Consider the following 13,576-nt stretch of genomic DNA (forward strand, 5'->3'; position numbering starts at 1 on the left):
GTCGTGGGGATCGCTCGCGGGCCGGTCAGTCCAGGGCCGGGACCTTGACCTCCTCGGCCGCCGGTGGCTCGTCGGCCGCGTCCTCGCCGCGGTCGAGCCTGCTCGGCCACCAGATCCTCCCGCCGAGGTCGAGGTTCAGCGCGGTGACCAGCACCGAGCGCACGATCATGGTGTCGAGCAGCACGCCGAGCGCGACCGTCGTACCGAGCTGCAGCGTGAAGGTCATCGGCATCGTGCCGAGCATCGCGAAGGTCGCGGCCAGCACCAGGCCTGCGGAGGTGATCACGCCGCCGGTCGAGGAGAGCGCGATCAGCGAGCCGCGACGGGTGCCGTGGACGGCCGCCTCCTCGCGGACCCGGGTCATCAGGAAGATGTTGTAGTCGATGCCCAGGGCCACCAGGAAGACGAACGCGAACAGCGGGAACCCGGGATCGGTGTGCTCGCGGCCGTAGAGGAGGTCGAAGACCAGTCCGGAGATGCCGAGCGCCGCGCCGAAGGACAGGATCACCGTGCCGATCAGCAGGACCGGCGAGAGCACCGAGCGCAGCAGGCCGATCAGGATCAGCAGCACGGCACCGAGGACGATCGGGATGATCACCTTGTTGTCGCGTGCCGACGCCTCCATGATGTCGACGGTGACGGCCGACATGCCGGTCGTCAGCGCGTCCGCGCCGGGGACGGCATGGACGGCGGAGCGGACGTCCTCGACCGCGTCGAAGGCCGCGTCGGAGTAGGGGTCGCTGCGCAGCTCCGCCACGATCAGGGCGATGCCGTCCTTGCTCGCGACCTCCACCGGAGCGGCGATGCCGTCGACCCCCTCCATGGCCGCGACCACCCGGCCGGCCTCGTCGGCGTTGGCCACCACCTGGATCGGCGTGCTCGCGTCGACCAGGCCGTGCTCGACCAGGATGGTCTGGCCCGTGACCGAGTCCTGGTCCTGCGTGTACTGCTCGTCGCTCGGGATCCCGCTGGTGTCCAGGCGCAGGAAGCCCAGGCACAGCACGGCCAGGGCCGCGGCGGTGCCGACCCAGACGATGCGCGGGCGAGGCGCGATGCCCCGGCCGACCTTGGCCCACAGGCCGGACGCGGTCGGCTCGGTGGTGCCGAAGTGCGGGACGAACGGCCAGAACACCCAGCGACCGAAGATCACGAGCAGCGCCGGCAGCAGGGTCACCATGACCACGAAGGTGACGGCGATGCCGATGGCGTTGGCCGGCCCCATGCCGGCGGTGGAGTTGAGGTCGGCGAAGAGGAGGCAGAGCAGGCCGACCACGACGGTGGCCGCGCTGGCCAGGATGGCGGGCGCCGCGCGGTGGAGGGCGAAGGCCATCGCCTCGTGCCGGTCCTCGTGACGGCGCAGCTCCTCGCGGTAGCGGGCAACCAGCAGCAGCGCGTAGTCGGTCCCGGCGCCGATCACCAGCACGGTCAGGATGAACTGGGTCTGGCCGTTGACGGTGAGACCGGTGTGCTTGGCGAGGAAGTAGAGCAGGCCCATCGAGGCCCCCAGGCCGACGACGGCACTGATGATCGGCAGCAGCCACAGGATGGGGCTGCGGTAGGTCACCAGCAGGATCAGGATGACGACGCCGAGTGTGATCAGCAGGAGGTTCGCGTCGCCCGAGGAGAAGATCGTGGCCGCGTCCGCGCTCTGCCCGCCCGCGCCGGCGAGATAGGACTCCACCCCGTCGATCGCGATGATCTCGTCGATCTCGGGCTTGAGGTCGGGCAGCTCTTCCCACAGCTTGTCCCCGAAGTTCAAGGTGAACTCGAGCTTGGCGACCTTGCCGTCCTCGGACACGAAGGGGGCGGGTACGCCGGCGGCCTGCGCTGCCGCGGGCGTGAGCACGTCGCTCACGCCGTCGAGCTTCGCGATCTCCCCGGCGTGCTCCTCGATGGCCGCGAGGTCGGCGTCGGTGAGGCCGTCCTCGCGGTAGTAGACGACGGTCGTGCCGACGTCGTACGGGTCCTGGAAGGCCTCGAGCTTCTCGAAGGCCTTGGTCGACTCGGCGCTCTCGGGCAGCCAGGACTCGGTCTCGTTGTTCTGGACGTCGATGAGCTTCCCGGCGAACGAGCCGAGGCCGCCGGCGATCACGATGACCGCGACGAGGACGATCCACTTGGTGACGGGGCCGGTCAGCCGGCCGGCGATCTGACGGTGCATGGGTGGCAGCCTTCCACTGGGTGGGGACATCGGCATCGGGATTCCTCCGGGTCCGACCCTGAGATCGCCCCTGACTCATCGCGGAGCGGGAACTCTTTACCCACCGGTCTCGTTCCCGCCGACCACAAGACGCGCAACGGCCCCGGGATGTGACATCCCGGGGCCGTCCTGGCCGCTGTCCGGTCCGGCTAGAGGCCGAGGGAGCGGCCGATGATCTCCTTCTGGATCTCGGTCGTGCCGCCGTAGATGGTCTGGATCCGGGTGTCGGCGTACGCCTTCGCGATCGGGTACTCGAGCATGTAGCCGTACCCGCCGTGCATCTGCAGGCCCTGGTCGACGATCTTCTTCTGCAGCTCCGTGGTCCACCACTTCGCCATCGAGGCCAGGGAGGTGTCCACCTTGCCCTCGTTGAGCATCTCGACGCAGTGGTTGACGAAGGTCCGCGCGACGTAGGCCTCGGTGGCCATCTCCGCCAGCACGAACCGGGTGTTCTGGAACTTCCCGATCGGCTTGCCGAACGCCTCCCGGCTCTTGACGTAGTCCAGAGTCAGGTCGAGGACGTGCTCGATCGCGGCGATCGCGATGGTCGCGATGGAGACCCGCTCCTGCGGCAGGTTCTGCATCAGGTAGACGAAGCCCTGGCCCTCCTCGCCGAGCAGGTTGGCCTTGGGGACCTCGACGTCGTCGAAGCTCAGCTCGGCGGTGTCCTGCGCCTTCAGGCCCAGCTTCTCGAGGTTGCGGCCCCGGGTGAAGCCCGCCATCCCCTCCTCGACGACGAGCAGGCTGATGCCGTGGGCGCCGGCGTCGGGGTTCGTGCGGGCCACGACGATCACCAGGTCGGAGTGGATGCCGTTGGTGATGAAGGTCTTCGAGCCGTTGAGGACGTAGTGGTCGCCCTTGTCGACCGCGGTGGTGCGGATGCCCTGCAGGTCCGACCCGGCACCGGGCTCGGTCATCGCGATCGCGGTGACGATGTCGCCGGACACCGTGCCCGGCAGCCAGCGCGCCTTCTGCTCGTCGTTGGCGAGGGAGACCAGGTAGGGCACCGTGATGTCGTTGTGCAGCGCGAAGCCGAGACCGCTCGCGTGGGCGCGCGCGATCTCCTCGGTCAGGACCATGTGATAGCGGAAGTCCTTGATCCCCGGACCGTCGTACTCCTCGGGGACCTCGAAGCCGAGCAGGCCGGCGCGGCCCGCCTTGCGCCAGACCTCGCGGTCGATCAGGCCGTCCTTCTCCCACTGCTCGTGGTGCGGGACGACCTCCCGCTCCAGGAAGGTGCGCGCGGTGGCGCGGAAGTCCTCGTGCTCGGTCTCGTAGATGCTGGGACGCTCGGGCATCAGCTCACCCACTCCTTGATCTGTGCGATGGTCGCGGCCGCGGCGGCGCTGTCGGGGGCTGCCGGGGAGACCGACAGGTTGGTGACGCCGGACTCCCGGAAGGCGGCGATCCGCTCCTGGACGTACGACGCCGGACCGACCAGGTTGCCGGCCTCGAGCCACTCGAGGGGGACCAGCGCCTCCGCCTCCTTCTTCTTGCCGGAGAGGTAGAGGTCCTGGATCTCCTTGGCCTCCTTCTCGAAGCCGTACTCGCAGGCCAGCTGGTTGTAGAAGTTCTTGTTGCGCGCGCCCATGCCGCCGACGTACAGCGCGTAGAGCGGGCGCATGAAGTCCAGCAGGGCCTTGGTCTCGGGGCCCTCGCCGATCGCGACCATGCCGCCGGCGCAGATCTCGAGCGGCCCCAGGTCGGCCGAGCGCTTGGCGGCGCCGCGGGCGAGCGGCTCACCCCAGACCTCCTGGGCCTTCTCGGGGTAGTACAGGAAGGGCAGCCAGCCGTCGGCGACCTCGGCGGTCATGGCGACGTTCTTGTCGCCCAGCGCGGCGACCCAGATCGGGAGGTCGGCGCGCTCGGGGCGGTTGAGCAGCTTGAGCGGCTTGCCCAGCCCCAGGCCCTGGCCCTCGGGGAGCGGGACCTGGACGGTCCTGCCCTGGAAGTCGAGGCGCTCGCCGCGCAGGCCGGCCCGGATCACCTCGATCACCTCGCGGGTGCGGGTGAGCGGTCGGTCGTAGGGGAGGCCGTGGAAGCCCTCGATCACCTGGGGACCGGAGGCGCCGAGGCCGAGGACCGCGCGCCCGCCGGAGACGTTGTCCAGGCCGGCCGCGGTCTGGAGCAGGGCTCCGGGTGTGCGGGAGTAGACGTTGAGGATGCCGGCGCCGATCTCGACGGTCTCGGTCTTCGCGGCGAGATAGCCCATCAGCGTGGGCGCGTCGAAGCCGTACGGCTCGGCGACCCAGATGGTGTCCAGGCCGGCCCGCTCGAGTGCGGCGACCTGGTCGGCCGACTCGCGTGGGTTGCCTGCGTAGACGAGGGGCATCGACAGCTTCATGGGCAGTCCCTTCCGGCCCTGACGGCCACGGTGACGTCGTGTCGGCGATTCGTCACCGACAGCACAACTGTGACAGTAATACTGTCACGATGGCAATGGTCTCCCTGGCTGAGACCGCCCTCGTAGCGGCCGGGAGCCGCCGTGATAGGAGGAAGCGTGACTTCTTCAGACAGCCCCCGCTACACCGTCGCCGTCATCGGTGGCACCGGACCCCAGGGCAAGGGCCTCGGCTACCGCTTCGCGCGGCACGGCCACGACATCGTGCTCGGCTCGCGCGCCGCGGAGAAGGCCGAGGCCGTGGCGGCGGAGGTGACCGAGCGACTCACCGGCGTCGCGGGTGCCGGCAGCGCCCGCGGCGCGGCCAACGCCGACGCGATCGCGGCCGCCGAGGTCGTCCTCCTGGCCGTGCCGTACGACGGTCACGACGAGCTGGTCGCCTCGCTCGCGGCCGACGGGGCGCTGGACGGCAAGACCGTCATCTCGTGCGTGAACCCGCTCGCCTTCGACAAGCGCGGCGCGCACGGGCGGGTGATCGACAACGGTGAGGGCTCGGCCGCGGAGTCGGCCGCCGAGCTGGCGCCCGAGGCGACGGTCGTGGGTGCCTTCCACAACGTCGCCGCCCCGGCGCTCTGGGGCGAGGCGGACTTCCTCGACGAGGACGTCATCGTCGTGGGCGACTCGGCCGAGGGCAAGCAGGTCGCGATCGACCTGGCCGCGTCGGTCACCGGCCGGCCGGGCATCGACGGGGGCAAGCTGCGCCTGGCGCGGGTCCTCGAGCCGTTCACCGCCGTGCTGATCTCGATCAACCGCAAGTACAAGACCCACTCGGGCATCCGGGTCACCGGCCTCGACCACTGACCCCGGTCGGGGCTAGCCGGCCAGACCGTCCACCACCTCGGCGCCGGGGGCCTGCGCGAGCAGGTCCCCGGGCACGAGCAGCTTGGAGCGGCGCAGGCCGGAGCCGAGCACGGCCAGCTCCATGGCGGGCACCCGTGCGTCGACGAGCAGCCGCCACCCGGGCGGTAGCCCGACGGGCGTGATCCCGCCGTACTCCATCCCGGACTCGGCGACCGCCCGCTCCAGGGGCAGGAACGACGGCTTGCGGACGTCGAGCAGCCGCCTCACCGTGTGGTTGACGTCGGCGCGGGTGTCGGCGCGCACCAGGCAGGCCGCCACCCGCTCCTCGCCCTCCCGCTTGCCGGCGACCAGGACGCAGTTGGCGCCGGTCTCCATCGGCAGGTCGTAGGCCGCGCTCATCGCGGCGGTGTCCGCGTGCGCCGGGTCGATCTCGACGACCGCGATCCGCTCGGCGCCCGGCCACGCCGCCAGGGCGGCGGCGACCGGCGGGGCGACCAGCTCGGGGTGATCGAGCGCGACGAGCGAGGTCAACCCGGTCAGCTGCGGGAGGGTCACTGCCAGCCCCGCATCTGCGAACCGTCCCAGCCCTGCTGCTCCCAGGCCGGGTCGTGGCGCCGACCGCGGAGCACGGAGGCGATCAGTCCCGCCGCTCCCGCCGCCAGCCACGGCAGGCCCATGACCCAGCCGTTCTCGTCGACCTGCACGGTGTCGCTGACGACCAGCGCCCACACGACCACGAGGCCGGTGAACGCCACGCCCATGACCAGGTGGCCGGTGTTGACCGGGTGCCGGCCGGAGCGTCGTCCGTCGGCGGCACGCTCCTCGCGGGGGAGCTCGGTGGTCTCGTCGTAGTGGCTCATGCTGCGTCCTTCCGGGTGATGACCTCGATCTCGCCGAGGACTGCGTCGGCGTCGATGCGGAGGAGGGGCTCGCCGTCCTCGCCGTGCACCGCCTTGTCGGAGTTGCCGGACTTGCTGCCGAACAGGCGCACCTCGCCCAGCTCGATCTGGCCGTCGACGGCGACCCGGAGTCCGTCGTCGGGCACGACCACCCGGATCTCGCCGACGTTGACGTCGAGCTCGAGGATCCGGCCGTTCAGCTCCTCCAGCTGGGCCGGGTCCAGGTCGGCGAGGTCGATGACGATCTCGCCGCCGGCCAGCTCGTAGCGGTCCTTCAGCTCGGCGGCGGAGTCGATCTGTGGGGAGATCTGCCCGAACCCGCCGTTGGTGTCGACCTTGTCGACGACGGTCGTGAGAGCCGTGGCCACCGCCGCGAGCAGGCCGACCAGGATCAGCCCGCCGGCGCGGCCGAAGAAGGCGCCGACGAGGAGCATCAGGCCGGTGATCCCGAGGACGGTCGCGGGGTACGCCGACGCCGCGACATCGGCACCGGCGAGGTCGAAGGTCGCCAGGGTGCCAAGGCCCAGGACCGCCAGGACGAAGGTGAACGGGAACAGCAGCGGTCCGCGCTTGCGCGGGTCGGCCGGCCGTCGGTACGCCGGCGCCGGGGTCCGGTACGCCGAGTACGTCGCGCCGGGCTCGCCCGGCTCCGGCGGTGGGGGAGGAGCGGTCGGGCCATCGCCGCGCAGCCACGGGTGCGGAGGGCCGCCGGGCTTGACGGCGTTCTTGCCGGCCAGCACCGCGATGACCACGAGCCCGACCGCCAGCAGCGGCCACGGGAAGTCCGAGCCCCCGACGGTGTCGCCGACGACGGAGGCGACGGCGACCACGCCGCCGATGATCAGAGCCGCCGTGCGGATGCCCTCGTCGACGCGGACCACCGCGTCCTCGGTGCCCTCCTCCGGCACGAAGAGCCAGCACACGGCGTACAGGATCAGGCCGCCGCCACCGAAGAAGGTGAGGACGACGAACGCGATCCGCACCAGCAGCGGGTCGATGTCGAGGTGTCGCGCGATCCCCGCCGCGACGCCGGCGACCTTGCGGTCGTCGCGGCTGCGGCGGAGCCGGGCGAGGTCGCGGACCTCGTCGCGGGTGACCCGGGGCCCCTCGCGGCGAGGCTCGTTCTCGGTGTCGGTCGGTGCGTTCATGTCCACCAGCATGGTGGCACGGTGCGGTCCGGACCATCGGGGACAGCCCTGATCCGCACCGGCGTCCCCCGGGCCGGGATCAGGGTCGGGTCAGGGTCCTTCCCCCTGCTGGCACGGGAGGTGCTGTGTGACGATGGAGCCATCATGAGCACGACTGCGCCCCTGCCCGCACCGCCCGCGCCGCCCCGCGACGTACGCCGGGCCTGGCGCGACCTGCGCGAGCCGATGATCGGTGGCGTCGCCGCGGGCCTCGCGGTCCACCTCGGCGTGTCCGTGCTGCTGGTGCGGGCGGCGTTCGTGATCGCGACGGTCGTCGGCGGCTCGGGCGTGATGGCCTACGCCGCCCTGTGGATCCTGCTGCCCGCAGGGCCACCCGCGGAGGCCCTCGCCCCCGGCCTCGCGAGCGCGACCCGCGACGGTCGCCGCCCGGGACGCCGCGGCCGCCGGCTCTCCGACGTCGGCCCGACGATCACCCTGGCCGTGCTGGGCATCGGCGCCGTCCTCACGATCGAGGCGCTGCTCGGCACCGGCTGGTGGATCTGGCCCCTGGGCATCGCGGTGGTCGGCGTCGCCCTGCTGTGGCGCCAGGCCGACGAGGCGCAGCGCGAGCGCTGGATCGACGCCACCGGCAAGGTCGACCCGGTCCGGCTGGTGCTCGGCGGCGGCGGCTGGGCCGCCTGGGCCCGGATCGGCGCCGGCGTGGTCCTCGTCGTCGTCGCCCTGGTGCTGTTCACGCTGAGGGACGGGTCGCTGTCGGTCGCGCGCGACGCGACGCTGGCCATCCTGCTCGCCTTCTTCGGCCTCGCCATCGTCCTCGGACCGTTCGTCTACCGGCTGATGTCCGACCTGACCGACGAGCGCGCCGAGCGGGTCCGCACCCAGGAGCGCGCCGACGTCGCGGCGCACCTCCACGACTCGGTGCTGCAGACGCTCGCTCTGATCCAGAAGAACCCCGCGGACGCCGCCCGGCTCGCCCGCGCCCAGGAGCGCGACCTGCGCGCCTGGCTGTACGCCGGGGAGTCGCTCGACGAGGCCACGGTCGCCAGCGCCCTGCGCGCCGCCGCCGCCGAGATCGAGGACGCGTACGGCATCACCGTCGACGTCGTCGCCGTGGGCGACTGCGACTACGAGGAGTCCGCTCGCCCGATCGTGCAGGCCGCGCGCGAGGCGACCACGAACGCCGCCAAGCATGCCGGGGTGCCGAGGGTCGACGTGTACGCCGAGATCACACCCGCCGGCATCGACGTCTTCGTGCGTGACCGCGGCGCGGGCTTCGACCCGGAGGCCACCCCCGAGGACCGCCTCGGCGTGCGGCGCAGCATCATCGACCGCATGGAGCGGCACGGTGGACGGGCCGAGATCCGGTCCGCCCCCGGCGAGGGCACCGAGGTCCGGCTGCACCTCGACCACACCCCGAAGGAGAGCAATGACTGAGCCCGTGCGGGTCGTCGTCGTCGACGACCACGCCATGTTCCGCCGCGGCGTGAGCGCCGAGCTGGGCGCCACGGGCGCGGGCCGGGTCGAGGTCGTGGCCGAGGCCGCGGACGTCGACGAGGCGGTGGCCGCAGTGCAGCAACACCGGCCGGACGTCGTCCTGCTCGACGTGCACCTGCCCGGCGGTGGCGGCGTGGAGGTGATCCGCCGGGTCAAGGACGGTGACGTGCGCTTCCTCGCGCTCTCGGTGTCCGACGCGGCGGAGGACGTCATCGGCACCATCCGCGGCGGCGCCCGCGGCTATGTCACCAAGACCATCACCGGCCCGGAGCTGGTCGACGCGATCGGACGGGTGGCCGACGGTGACGCCGTGTTCTCCCCGCGGCTGGCCGGCTTCGTGCTCGACGCCTTCGCCGGAGCCGGGCTCTCGGCCGACCTCGCCAGCGTCGACGAGGACCTCGACCGCCTCACCGAGCGCGAGCGGGAGGTGATGCGGCTGATCGCGCGCGGCTACTCCTACAAGGAGGTCGCCAAGGAGCTGTTCATCTCGATCAAGACCGTCGAGACCCACATGTCGTCGGTCCTGCGCAAGCTCCAGCTGTCCTCGCGCCACGAGCTGACCCGGTGGGCATCGGACCGGCGGCTGCTGTGAGGCGGGGCGCGGCGCTGCTCCTCGCCGCCGCGCTGCTGGCCGGGTGCTCCGGGGGGACGACGGCCGCGCCCTCGATGCCGTCCACGCCCTCGGCGCCGTCCGTGCCGGTCGCGTCCGGCGTGGCGCCTGCCCCGCCGGGCTCCGCGAGCCCCGGCCCGGCCTACTCCGACTGGCAGCTGGGCGTCCACGTCCTGCCGCGCACGCCTGGCGGGTACGGCGAGATCAGGCCGACCCCGAAGCCGTTGCGCGTGCGGCGCTTCCCGACCGCCGACCTGCTGCCGCCGCCGGCGGACGGGCGGTTCCACTCCTCGATCGGGCCGGTGACCGCGCAGATCCGGGAGCGGATGGGGGAGACCTGGTCGCCGTCCTGCCCGGTGGCTCTGCGCGACCTGGCCTACGTCACCGTCTCCTTCCGTGGCTTCGACGGTCAGGCGCACACCGGCGAGCTGGTCCTGGCCGCCGCCGAGGCCGAGGACGTCGTCTCGGTCTTCCGTGCCCTCTTCGCCGCCGACTTCCCGATCGAGGAGATGCGGCTCCCGACGACGGCCGACCTCGACGCCCCTCCCACCGGCGACGGCAACAACACCGCGGCGCTGGTGTGCCGGGCGGCGCGCGGGCAGAGCGCCTGGTCGGCGCACGCCTACGGTCTCGCGATCGACGTCAACCCCTTCCTCAACCCGTACCACAAGGGCGAGCTGGTGCTCCCGGAGCGCGCGTCGGCGTACCTCGACCGCACCCGGGCCCAGCCGGGCATCATCCACGCGGACGACCTCGTGGTGCGCGAGTTCGCGCGGATCGGCTGGGCGTGGGGCGGCTCGTGGAGCTCGCTGAAGGACTACCAGCACTTCTCGGCGACCGGGCGCTGACCGCGGGGGCCGCGCTGGATAGGGTGCGAGCCATGGAGACCCTGCGCCTGATCCTGCTCATCGTGCACATCCTGGGCTTCTCGGCCCTGATCGGCGGGCTGCTGGCGCAGGCCGGCCCCGGCGACAAGCGGGTCACCGGCGTCATGCGCGACGGCGTCGGCACCGCCTTCCTCGCGGGTCTGCTGCTCGTCGGCGTACTCGAGGGCGGCGACGACCCGGTCAACCACGCCAAGGTCGGCGTCAAGCTCGCCATCGGCCTGGTGCTCCTCGTGCTCGTGATGGCGAACATGCGCAAGGCCAAGATCCCGAACGGCCTCTGGGCGGGCCTGCTCGTGCTCGCGATCGCCGAGGTCTGCGTCGCCGTCCTGTGGTCACCCGTGCACAGCTGAGGCCGGGCGCGTCACCGGGGGCCGCTCACCCGCTCAGCCCGTCGCGAGCTTGACCGCGACGAGCACCATCGTCGCCGCGATGCACAGCTCGACGACCTGCCACGCCCGGGGCCGGGCCAGGAGCGGCGCCAGCAGGCGGGCGCCGAAGCCGAGTCCGCAGAACCACAGCACGCTCGCGAGCGCCGCTCCCGCGCCGAACCACCAGCGGCCCACGCTCTCTCCGCCGTCGTGGGCGGCCGCGACGGACCCGATGAGGAGCAGGGTGTCGAGGTAGACGTGCGGGTTGAGCCAGGTGAGCAGCAGGGTCCGGCTCACCACGCCGCGCCGGGTCTCGGTGAGCGTGGCGACGCCTCCGCCCTCGCGCTCGGCGTCGACGCCCGCCGGCGCGAGTGACTCGGGCCGAGCGGCGCGGCGCAGCGAGGCCGCGGCGTACCAGAGCAGGAAGAGCACCCCGAGCCAGCGCACCAGGGTGAGTGCCCAGCCGGTCCGGTCGACGAACGCCCCGACGCCGGCGACGCCCGCCGCGATGAGCACGGCGTCGGAGGCGGCGCAGATCAGCACCACGACGCCGACGTGGGAGCGCAGCAGACCCTGGCGCAGGACATAGGCGTTCTGGGCGCCGATGGCGACGATGAGCGACGCGGTCGTCAGGAGACCGGCGAGAGCGGGGGCGAGCACGGCACGAACCTAAGGTTGCCCGGAGTCTGAAGGCCAACGAATGTTCCTTCAGGAACATGAGCCGTGCTTAAGATCGCGCATGCGCTTCGACCCGGCCCAGCTGGAGACCCTCGTCGCCATCACCGAGGAGGGGACCTTCGAGGCCGCGGCGCGACGGCTCCACGTGACCGCCAGTGCCGTGAGCCAGCGGGTGCGCGCGCTGGAGCAGGCCGCGGGCCAGGTCCTGGTCCGGCGTACGACGCCCGCCACGGTCACCCCGGCGGGGGTGCCGCTCGTGCGGCTGGGCCGACAGCTGCGCCTGCTCGGCACCGAGGCGGCCGTCGCACTGGGCGCGGAGGAGGTCCTCGACCTTGCGGTGGCGGTCAACGCGGACTCACTCGCCACCTGGTTCCGCCCGGTTCTCGCCGCGGTGGCGCGACGCACGGGGACCGCGCTCCGGCTGCATGTCGAGGACCAGGCCTACTCCCACGACCTGCTCCGCCGCGGCGAGGTGCTGGCGGCGGTCACCGGCGAGCCGCGCCCGGTCCAGGGCTGCGTGGTGGAGCGTCTCGGCGGGATCCGCTACACACCGGCCGCGGCGCCTTGGCTCGTCGATCGGCACCGGCGCGGTCGCGGCGTCGACTGGGCGGCGATGCCGCTGGTGGTCTTCAACGAGAAGGACCACCTGCAGGACGAGCTCCTCGCCGCCCACGGCGCGGGGCGCCCTCCGGTCGTCCACCGGGTCCCCAGCACGGCCGACTTCCACGAGGCGGTCCGGGCCGGGCTCGGGTGGGGCCTCCTGCTCGCGCCACAGCTCGCCGAGAGCGTGGCCGCCGGCGACGTGGTCCGGCTACCGGGGGCCAAGCCGCTCGTCGTACCCCTGTTCTGGCAGCGCTGGCGGCTCGACAGCCCGGCGCTCGCGTCCCTCACCGACGACGTCCGCCGCGCCGCCCGGGCGCTGGTCAGGCCTCCGCGGTCGCTTTGATCGCCACGAGCGTCTCGCGCATCCCCTCCCGCAGCACCTCGGTGAAGGAGTCCATGCCGCCGAGGAAGCCCTCGGCCAGCTCGGTCGCGAGCTCGGAGATGCCGTCGGGCGTGGAGCGGCGCTGGGTGAGCACGGTGCCCTCGGTCCCGTCCGGTCGGAGGAGGAAGGACCACACGGCCCAGTTCTCGTCGATCCGGAAGGCGATCTCCCGCTCCGGCTCGTAGCGCAGGATCCTCGCGTGCGTGGTCCACTCGAGCTCGCCGTAGCGGTTGCGGTTGGTGAAGGCGACGCCCTCGCCGGGCTCGGCGCCGTCGGCGATGCGCGTCGACGTCACCTGGGGGCTCCACTCGGCCATCCGGCGCACGTCGCTCACGAGCGTCCACACCGCGGCGGGCGGCGCCGCCACCCGGATCGAGTCCTCGAGCAGCTGGTCCAGCGGGGTCATGGTTCCTCCTCGGCATCAATACGACCGATCGGTCGCATTGTGACCCTAGCGGTCGGTGGATATTTACGTCCAGTCGGTCGTATAGGCTGCCTCCATGACGCGGGAGCGACGGGACGGGCGGCGGGCCCGCGGTGACGAGACCCGCCGGCGGGCGGCGCGGCACGCCGCGGACGTGGCGACCACGCACGGCCTCGACTCGATCTCGGTCGGCGCCCTGGCGACGGCCACCGGTCTGAGCAAGAGCGGCATCCTGACGGTCTTCGGGAGCCGGGAGGCGATCCAGGTCGCGGCCGTCGCCGAGGCGCGCCGGGTCTACATCGCGGCCGTGATCGCGCCCGCCTGGGACCACGAGCCGGGCCGCGCGCGGCTGCGGGCGCTTCTCGACGCGTGGGTCGGCTACCAGCGCGCCGGGGTGTTCCCGGGCGGCTGCTTCGTCACCGCGACGGCGGTGGAGTTCGGCCACCGCGAGGGCCCGGTCGCCGACGCCGTACGACGGCTCAAGCGGGAGTGGCTCGACCTGCTCGAGTCCGAGCTGGCGACCGCGGGCTGCGCCGACCCCGCCGACGGCGCCTTCCGCATCGATGCCTATCTCACGGCCGCGAACACCCGGCGCCAGCTCTTCGGGGAGGACGCAGCGCTCGACCGGGCCCGCTCCCACGCGCGCGCGGTGGTCGAGGGGCGGGGCTGAGCAAAGGGCTC

General features: G+C 72.5%; 15 protein-coding genes. 7 read left to right on the top strand and 8 right to left on the bottom strand.

Annotated elements, in window-relative coordinates; all coding sequences use genetic code 11:
* Positions 1 to 25 precede the first annotated feature (25 nt).
* From ACJ5H2_RS04565 to ACJ5H2_RS04575, 3 genes are all read right to left on the bottom strand, one after another.
* Positions 26 to 2,161 (bottom strand): MMPL family transporter, encoded by a 2,136-nt coding sequence (locus ACJ5H2_RS04565; RefSeq protein WP_408898382.1) that lies wholly within the window; start codon positions 2,159 to 2,161, stop codon positions 26 to 28.
* 188 nt (positions 2,162 to 2,349) lie between these two features.
* On the bottom strand, positions 2,350 to 3,498 hold the full coding sequence (locus ACJ5H2_RS04570) for an acyl-CoA dehydrogenase family protein (protein WP_408898383.1): 1,149 nt from the start codon (positions 3,496 to 3,498) through the stop codon (positions 2,350 to 2,352).
* Positions 3,498 to 4,544 carry an LLM class F420-dependent oxidoreductase gene (locus ACJ5H2_RS04575; RefSeq protein WP_408898384.1) on the bottom strand — a complete coding sequence of 349 codons (1,047 nt, stop codon included), beginning with the start codon at positions 4,542 to 4,544 and terminating at the stop codon, positions 3,498 to 3,500. Before ACJ5H2_RS04575 ends, ACJ5H2_RS04570 begins: the two co-directional genes overlap by 1 nt.
* Positions 4,545 to 4,700: 156 nt before the next feature.
* On the opposite strand from ACJ5H2_RS04575, the gene npdG reads away from it, so the two are divergent.
* Complete coding sequence (npdG, locus tag ACJ5H2_RS04580) at positions 4,701 to 5,402, top strand: NADPH-dependent F420 reductase (RefSeq protein ID WP_408898385.1); 702 nt, start codon at positions 4,701 to 4,703, stop codon at positions 5,400 to 5,402.
* A 12-nt stretch (positions 5,403 to 5,414) separates the two neighbouring features.
* On the opposite strand, the gene ACJ5H2_RS04585 is transcribed toward npdG, so the two are convergent.
* From ACJ5H2_RS04585 to ACJ5H2_RS04595, 3 genes are read right to left on the bottom strand one after another with little or no spacing between them, the layout of a single operon-like run.
* Positions 5,415 to 5,957 carry a YbaK/EbsC family protein gene (locus tag ACJ5H2_RS04585; RefSeq protein WP_408898386.1) on the bottom strand — a complete coding sequence of 181 codons (543 nt, stop codon included), beginning with the start codon at positions 5,955 to 5,957 and terminating at the stop codon, positions 5,415 to 5,417.
* Positions 5,954 to 6,262 (bottom strand): hypothetical protein, encoded by a 309-nt coding sequence (locus ACJ5H2_RS04590; protein ID WP_408898387.1) that lies wholly within the window; start codon positions 6,260 to 6,262, stop codon positions 5,954 to 5,956. Before ACJ5H2_RS04590 ends, ACJ5H2_RS04585 begins: the two co-directional genes overlap by 4 nt.
* Positions 6,259 to 7,449: a PspC domain-containing protein gene (locus ACJ5H2_RS04595; RefSeq protein WP_408898388.1), complete on the bottom strand. Its 1,191-nt coding sequence runs from the start codon at positions 7,447 to 7,449 to the stop codon at positions 6,259 to 6,261. Before ACJ5H2_RS04595 ends, ACJ5H2_RS04590 begins: the two co-directional genes overlap by 4 nt.
* 144 nt (positions 7,450 to 7,593) lie before the next feature.
* Here ACJ5H2_RS04595 and ACJ5H2_RS04600 point away from each other — a divergent pair, with 144 nt between their 5' ends.
* Genes ACJ5H2_RS04600 through ACJ5H2_RS04615 form a run of 4 tightly spaced genes read left to right on the top strand, consistent with a single transcriptional unit; the run spans position 7,594 to position 10,790 of the window.
* On the top strand, positions 7,594 to 8,883 hold the full coding sequence (locus ACJ5H2_RS04600) for a PspC domain-containing protein (RefSeq protein WP_408898389.1): 1,290 nt from the start codon (positions 7,594 to 7,596) through the stop codon (positions 8,881 to 8,883).
* Positions 8,876 to 9,535, top strand: a complete 660-nt coding sequence (locus tag ACJ5H2_RS04605; protein ID WP_408898390.1) for a LuxR C-terminal-related transcriptional regulator — start codon at positions 8,876 to 8,878, stop codon at positions 9,533 to 9,535. The genes ACJ5H2_RS04600 and ACJ5H2_RS04605 overlap by 8 nt, the downstream gene beginning before the upstream one ends.
* A complete protein-coding gene (locus tag ACJ5H2_RS04610) occupies positions 9,508 to 10,401 on the top strand; it encodes a M15 family metallopeptidase (protein ID WP_408898391.1) in 894 nt (297 codons plus the stop codon). The genes ACJ5H2_RS04605 and ACJ5H2_RS04610 overlap by 28 nt, the downstream gene beginning before the upstream one ends.
* Before the next feature lie 32 nt (positions 10,402 to 10,433).
* A complete protein-coding gene (locus ACJ5H2_RS04615; RefSeq protein ID WP_408898392.1) occupies positions 10,434 to 10,790 on the top strand; it encodes a hypothetical protein in 357 nt (118 codons plus the stop codon).
* Positions 10,791 to 10,823: 33 nt separating this feature from the next.
* Here ACJ5H2_RS04615 and ACJ5H2_RS04620 read toward each other — a convergent pair whose 3' ends face one another.
* Positions 10,824 to 11,468, bottom strand: coding sequence for a LysE/ArgO family amino acid transporter (locus tag ACJ5H2_RS04620; protein ID WP_408898393.1), 645 nt, complete (start codon positions 11,466 to 11,468; stop codon positions 10,824 to 10,826).
* Between the two features lie 79 nt (positions 11,469 to 11,547).
* On the opposite strand from ACJ5H2_RS04620, the gene ACJ5H2_RS04625 reads away from it, so the two are divergent.
* On the top strand, positions 11,548 to 12,432 hold the full coding sequence (locus ACJ5H2_RS04625) for an ArgP/LysG family DNA-binding transcriptional regulator (protein WP_408898394.1): 885 nt from the start codon (positions 11,548 to 11,550) through the stop codon (positions 12,430 to 12,432).
* Here the strand turns inward: ACJ5H2_RS04625 and ACJ5H2_RS04630 are convergent.
* Positions 12,410 to 12,877 (bottom strand): SRPBCC family protein, encoded by a 468-nt coding sequence (locus ACJ5H2_RS04630; protein ID WP_408898395.1) that lies wholly within the window; start codon positions 12,875 to 12,877, stop codon positions 12,410 to 12,412. The genes ACJ5H2_RS04625 and ACJ5H2_RS04630 overlap by 23 nt on opposite strands.
* Positions 12,878 to 12,971: 94 nt before the next feature.
* Between ACJ5H2_RS04630 and ACJ5H2_RS04635 the strand changes: the two genes are divergently transcribed.
* Positions 12,972 to 13,565, top strand: coding sequence for a TetR/AcrR family transcriptional regulator (locus tag ACJ5H2_RS04635; RefSeq protein WP_408898396.1), 594 nt, complete (start codon positions 12,972 to 12,974; stop codon positions 13,563 to 13,565).
* Positions 13,566 to 13,576 lie beyond the last annotated feature (11 nt).

Origin of the sequence: Nocardioides pymetrozini (genome assembly GCF_046058985.1) — a bacterium.
GTDB lineage: Bacteria > Actinomycetota > Actinomycetes > Propionibacteriales > Nocardioidaceae > Nocardioides.

Excerpts from the sequence above, each read along its gene's own strand:
- ACJ5H2_RS04565 (WP_408898382.1), bottom strand. The coding sequence starts at position 2,161 with ATGCACCGTCAGATCGCCGGCCGGCTGACCGGCCCCGTCACCAAGTGG.
- ACJ5H2_RS04570 (WP_408898383.1), bottom strand. The coding sequence starts at position 3,498 with ATGCCCGAGCGTCCCAGCATCTACGAGACCGAGCACGAGGACTTCCGC.
- ACJ5H2_RS04575 (WP_408898384.1), bottom strand. The coding sequence starts at position 4,544 with ATGAAGCTGTCGATGCCCCTCGTCTACGCAGGCAACCCACGCGAGTCG.
- ACJ5H2_RS04590 (WP_408898387.1), bottom strand. The coding sequence starts at position 6,262 with ATGAGCCACTACGACGAGACCACCGAGCTCCCCCGCGAGGAGCGTGCC.
- ACJ5H2_RS04595 (WP_408898388.1), bottom strand. The coding sequence starts at position 7,449 with ATGAACGCACCGACCGACACCGAGAACGAGCCTCGCCGCGAGGGGCCC.
- ACJ5H2_RS04600 (WP_408898389.1), top strand. The coding sequence starts at position 7,594 with ATGAGCACGACTGCGCCCCTGCCCGCACCGCCCGCGCCGCCCCGCGAC.
- ACJ5H2_RS04605 (WP_408898390.1), top strand. The coding sequence starts at position 8,876 with ATGACTGAGCCCGTGCGGGTCGTCGTCGTCGACGACCACGCCATGTTC.
- ACJ5H2_RS04615 (WP_408898392.1), top strand. The coding sequence starts at position 10,434 with ATGGAGACCCTGCGCCTGATCCTGCTCATCGTGCACATCCTGGGCTTC.
- ACJ5H2_RS04625 (WP_408898394.1), top strand. The coding sequence starts at position 11,548 with ATGCGCTTCGACCCGGCCCAGCTGGAGACCCTCGTCGCCATCACCGAG.
- ACJ5H2_RS04630 (WP_408898395.1), bottom strand. The coding sequence starts at position 12,877 with ATGACCCCGCTGGACCAGCTGCTCGAGGACTCGATCCGGGTGGCGGCG.
- ACJ5H2_RS04635 (WP_408898396.1), top strand. The coding sequence starts at position 12,972 with ATGACGCGGGAGCGACGGGACGGGCGGCGGGCCCGCGGTGACGAGACC.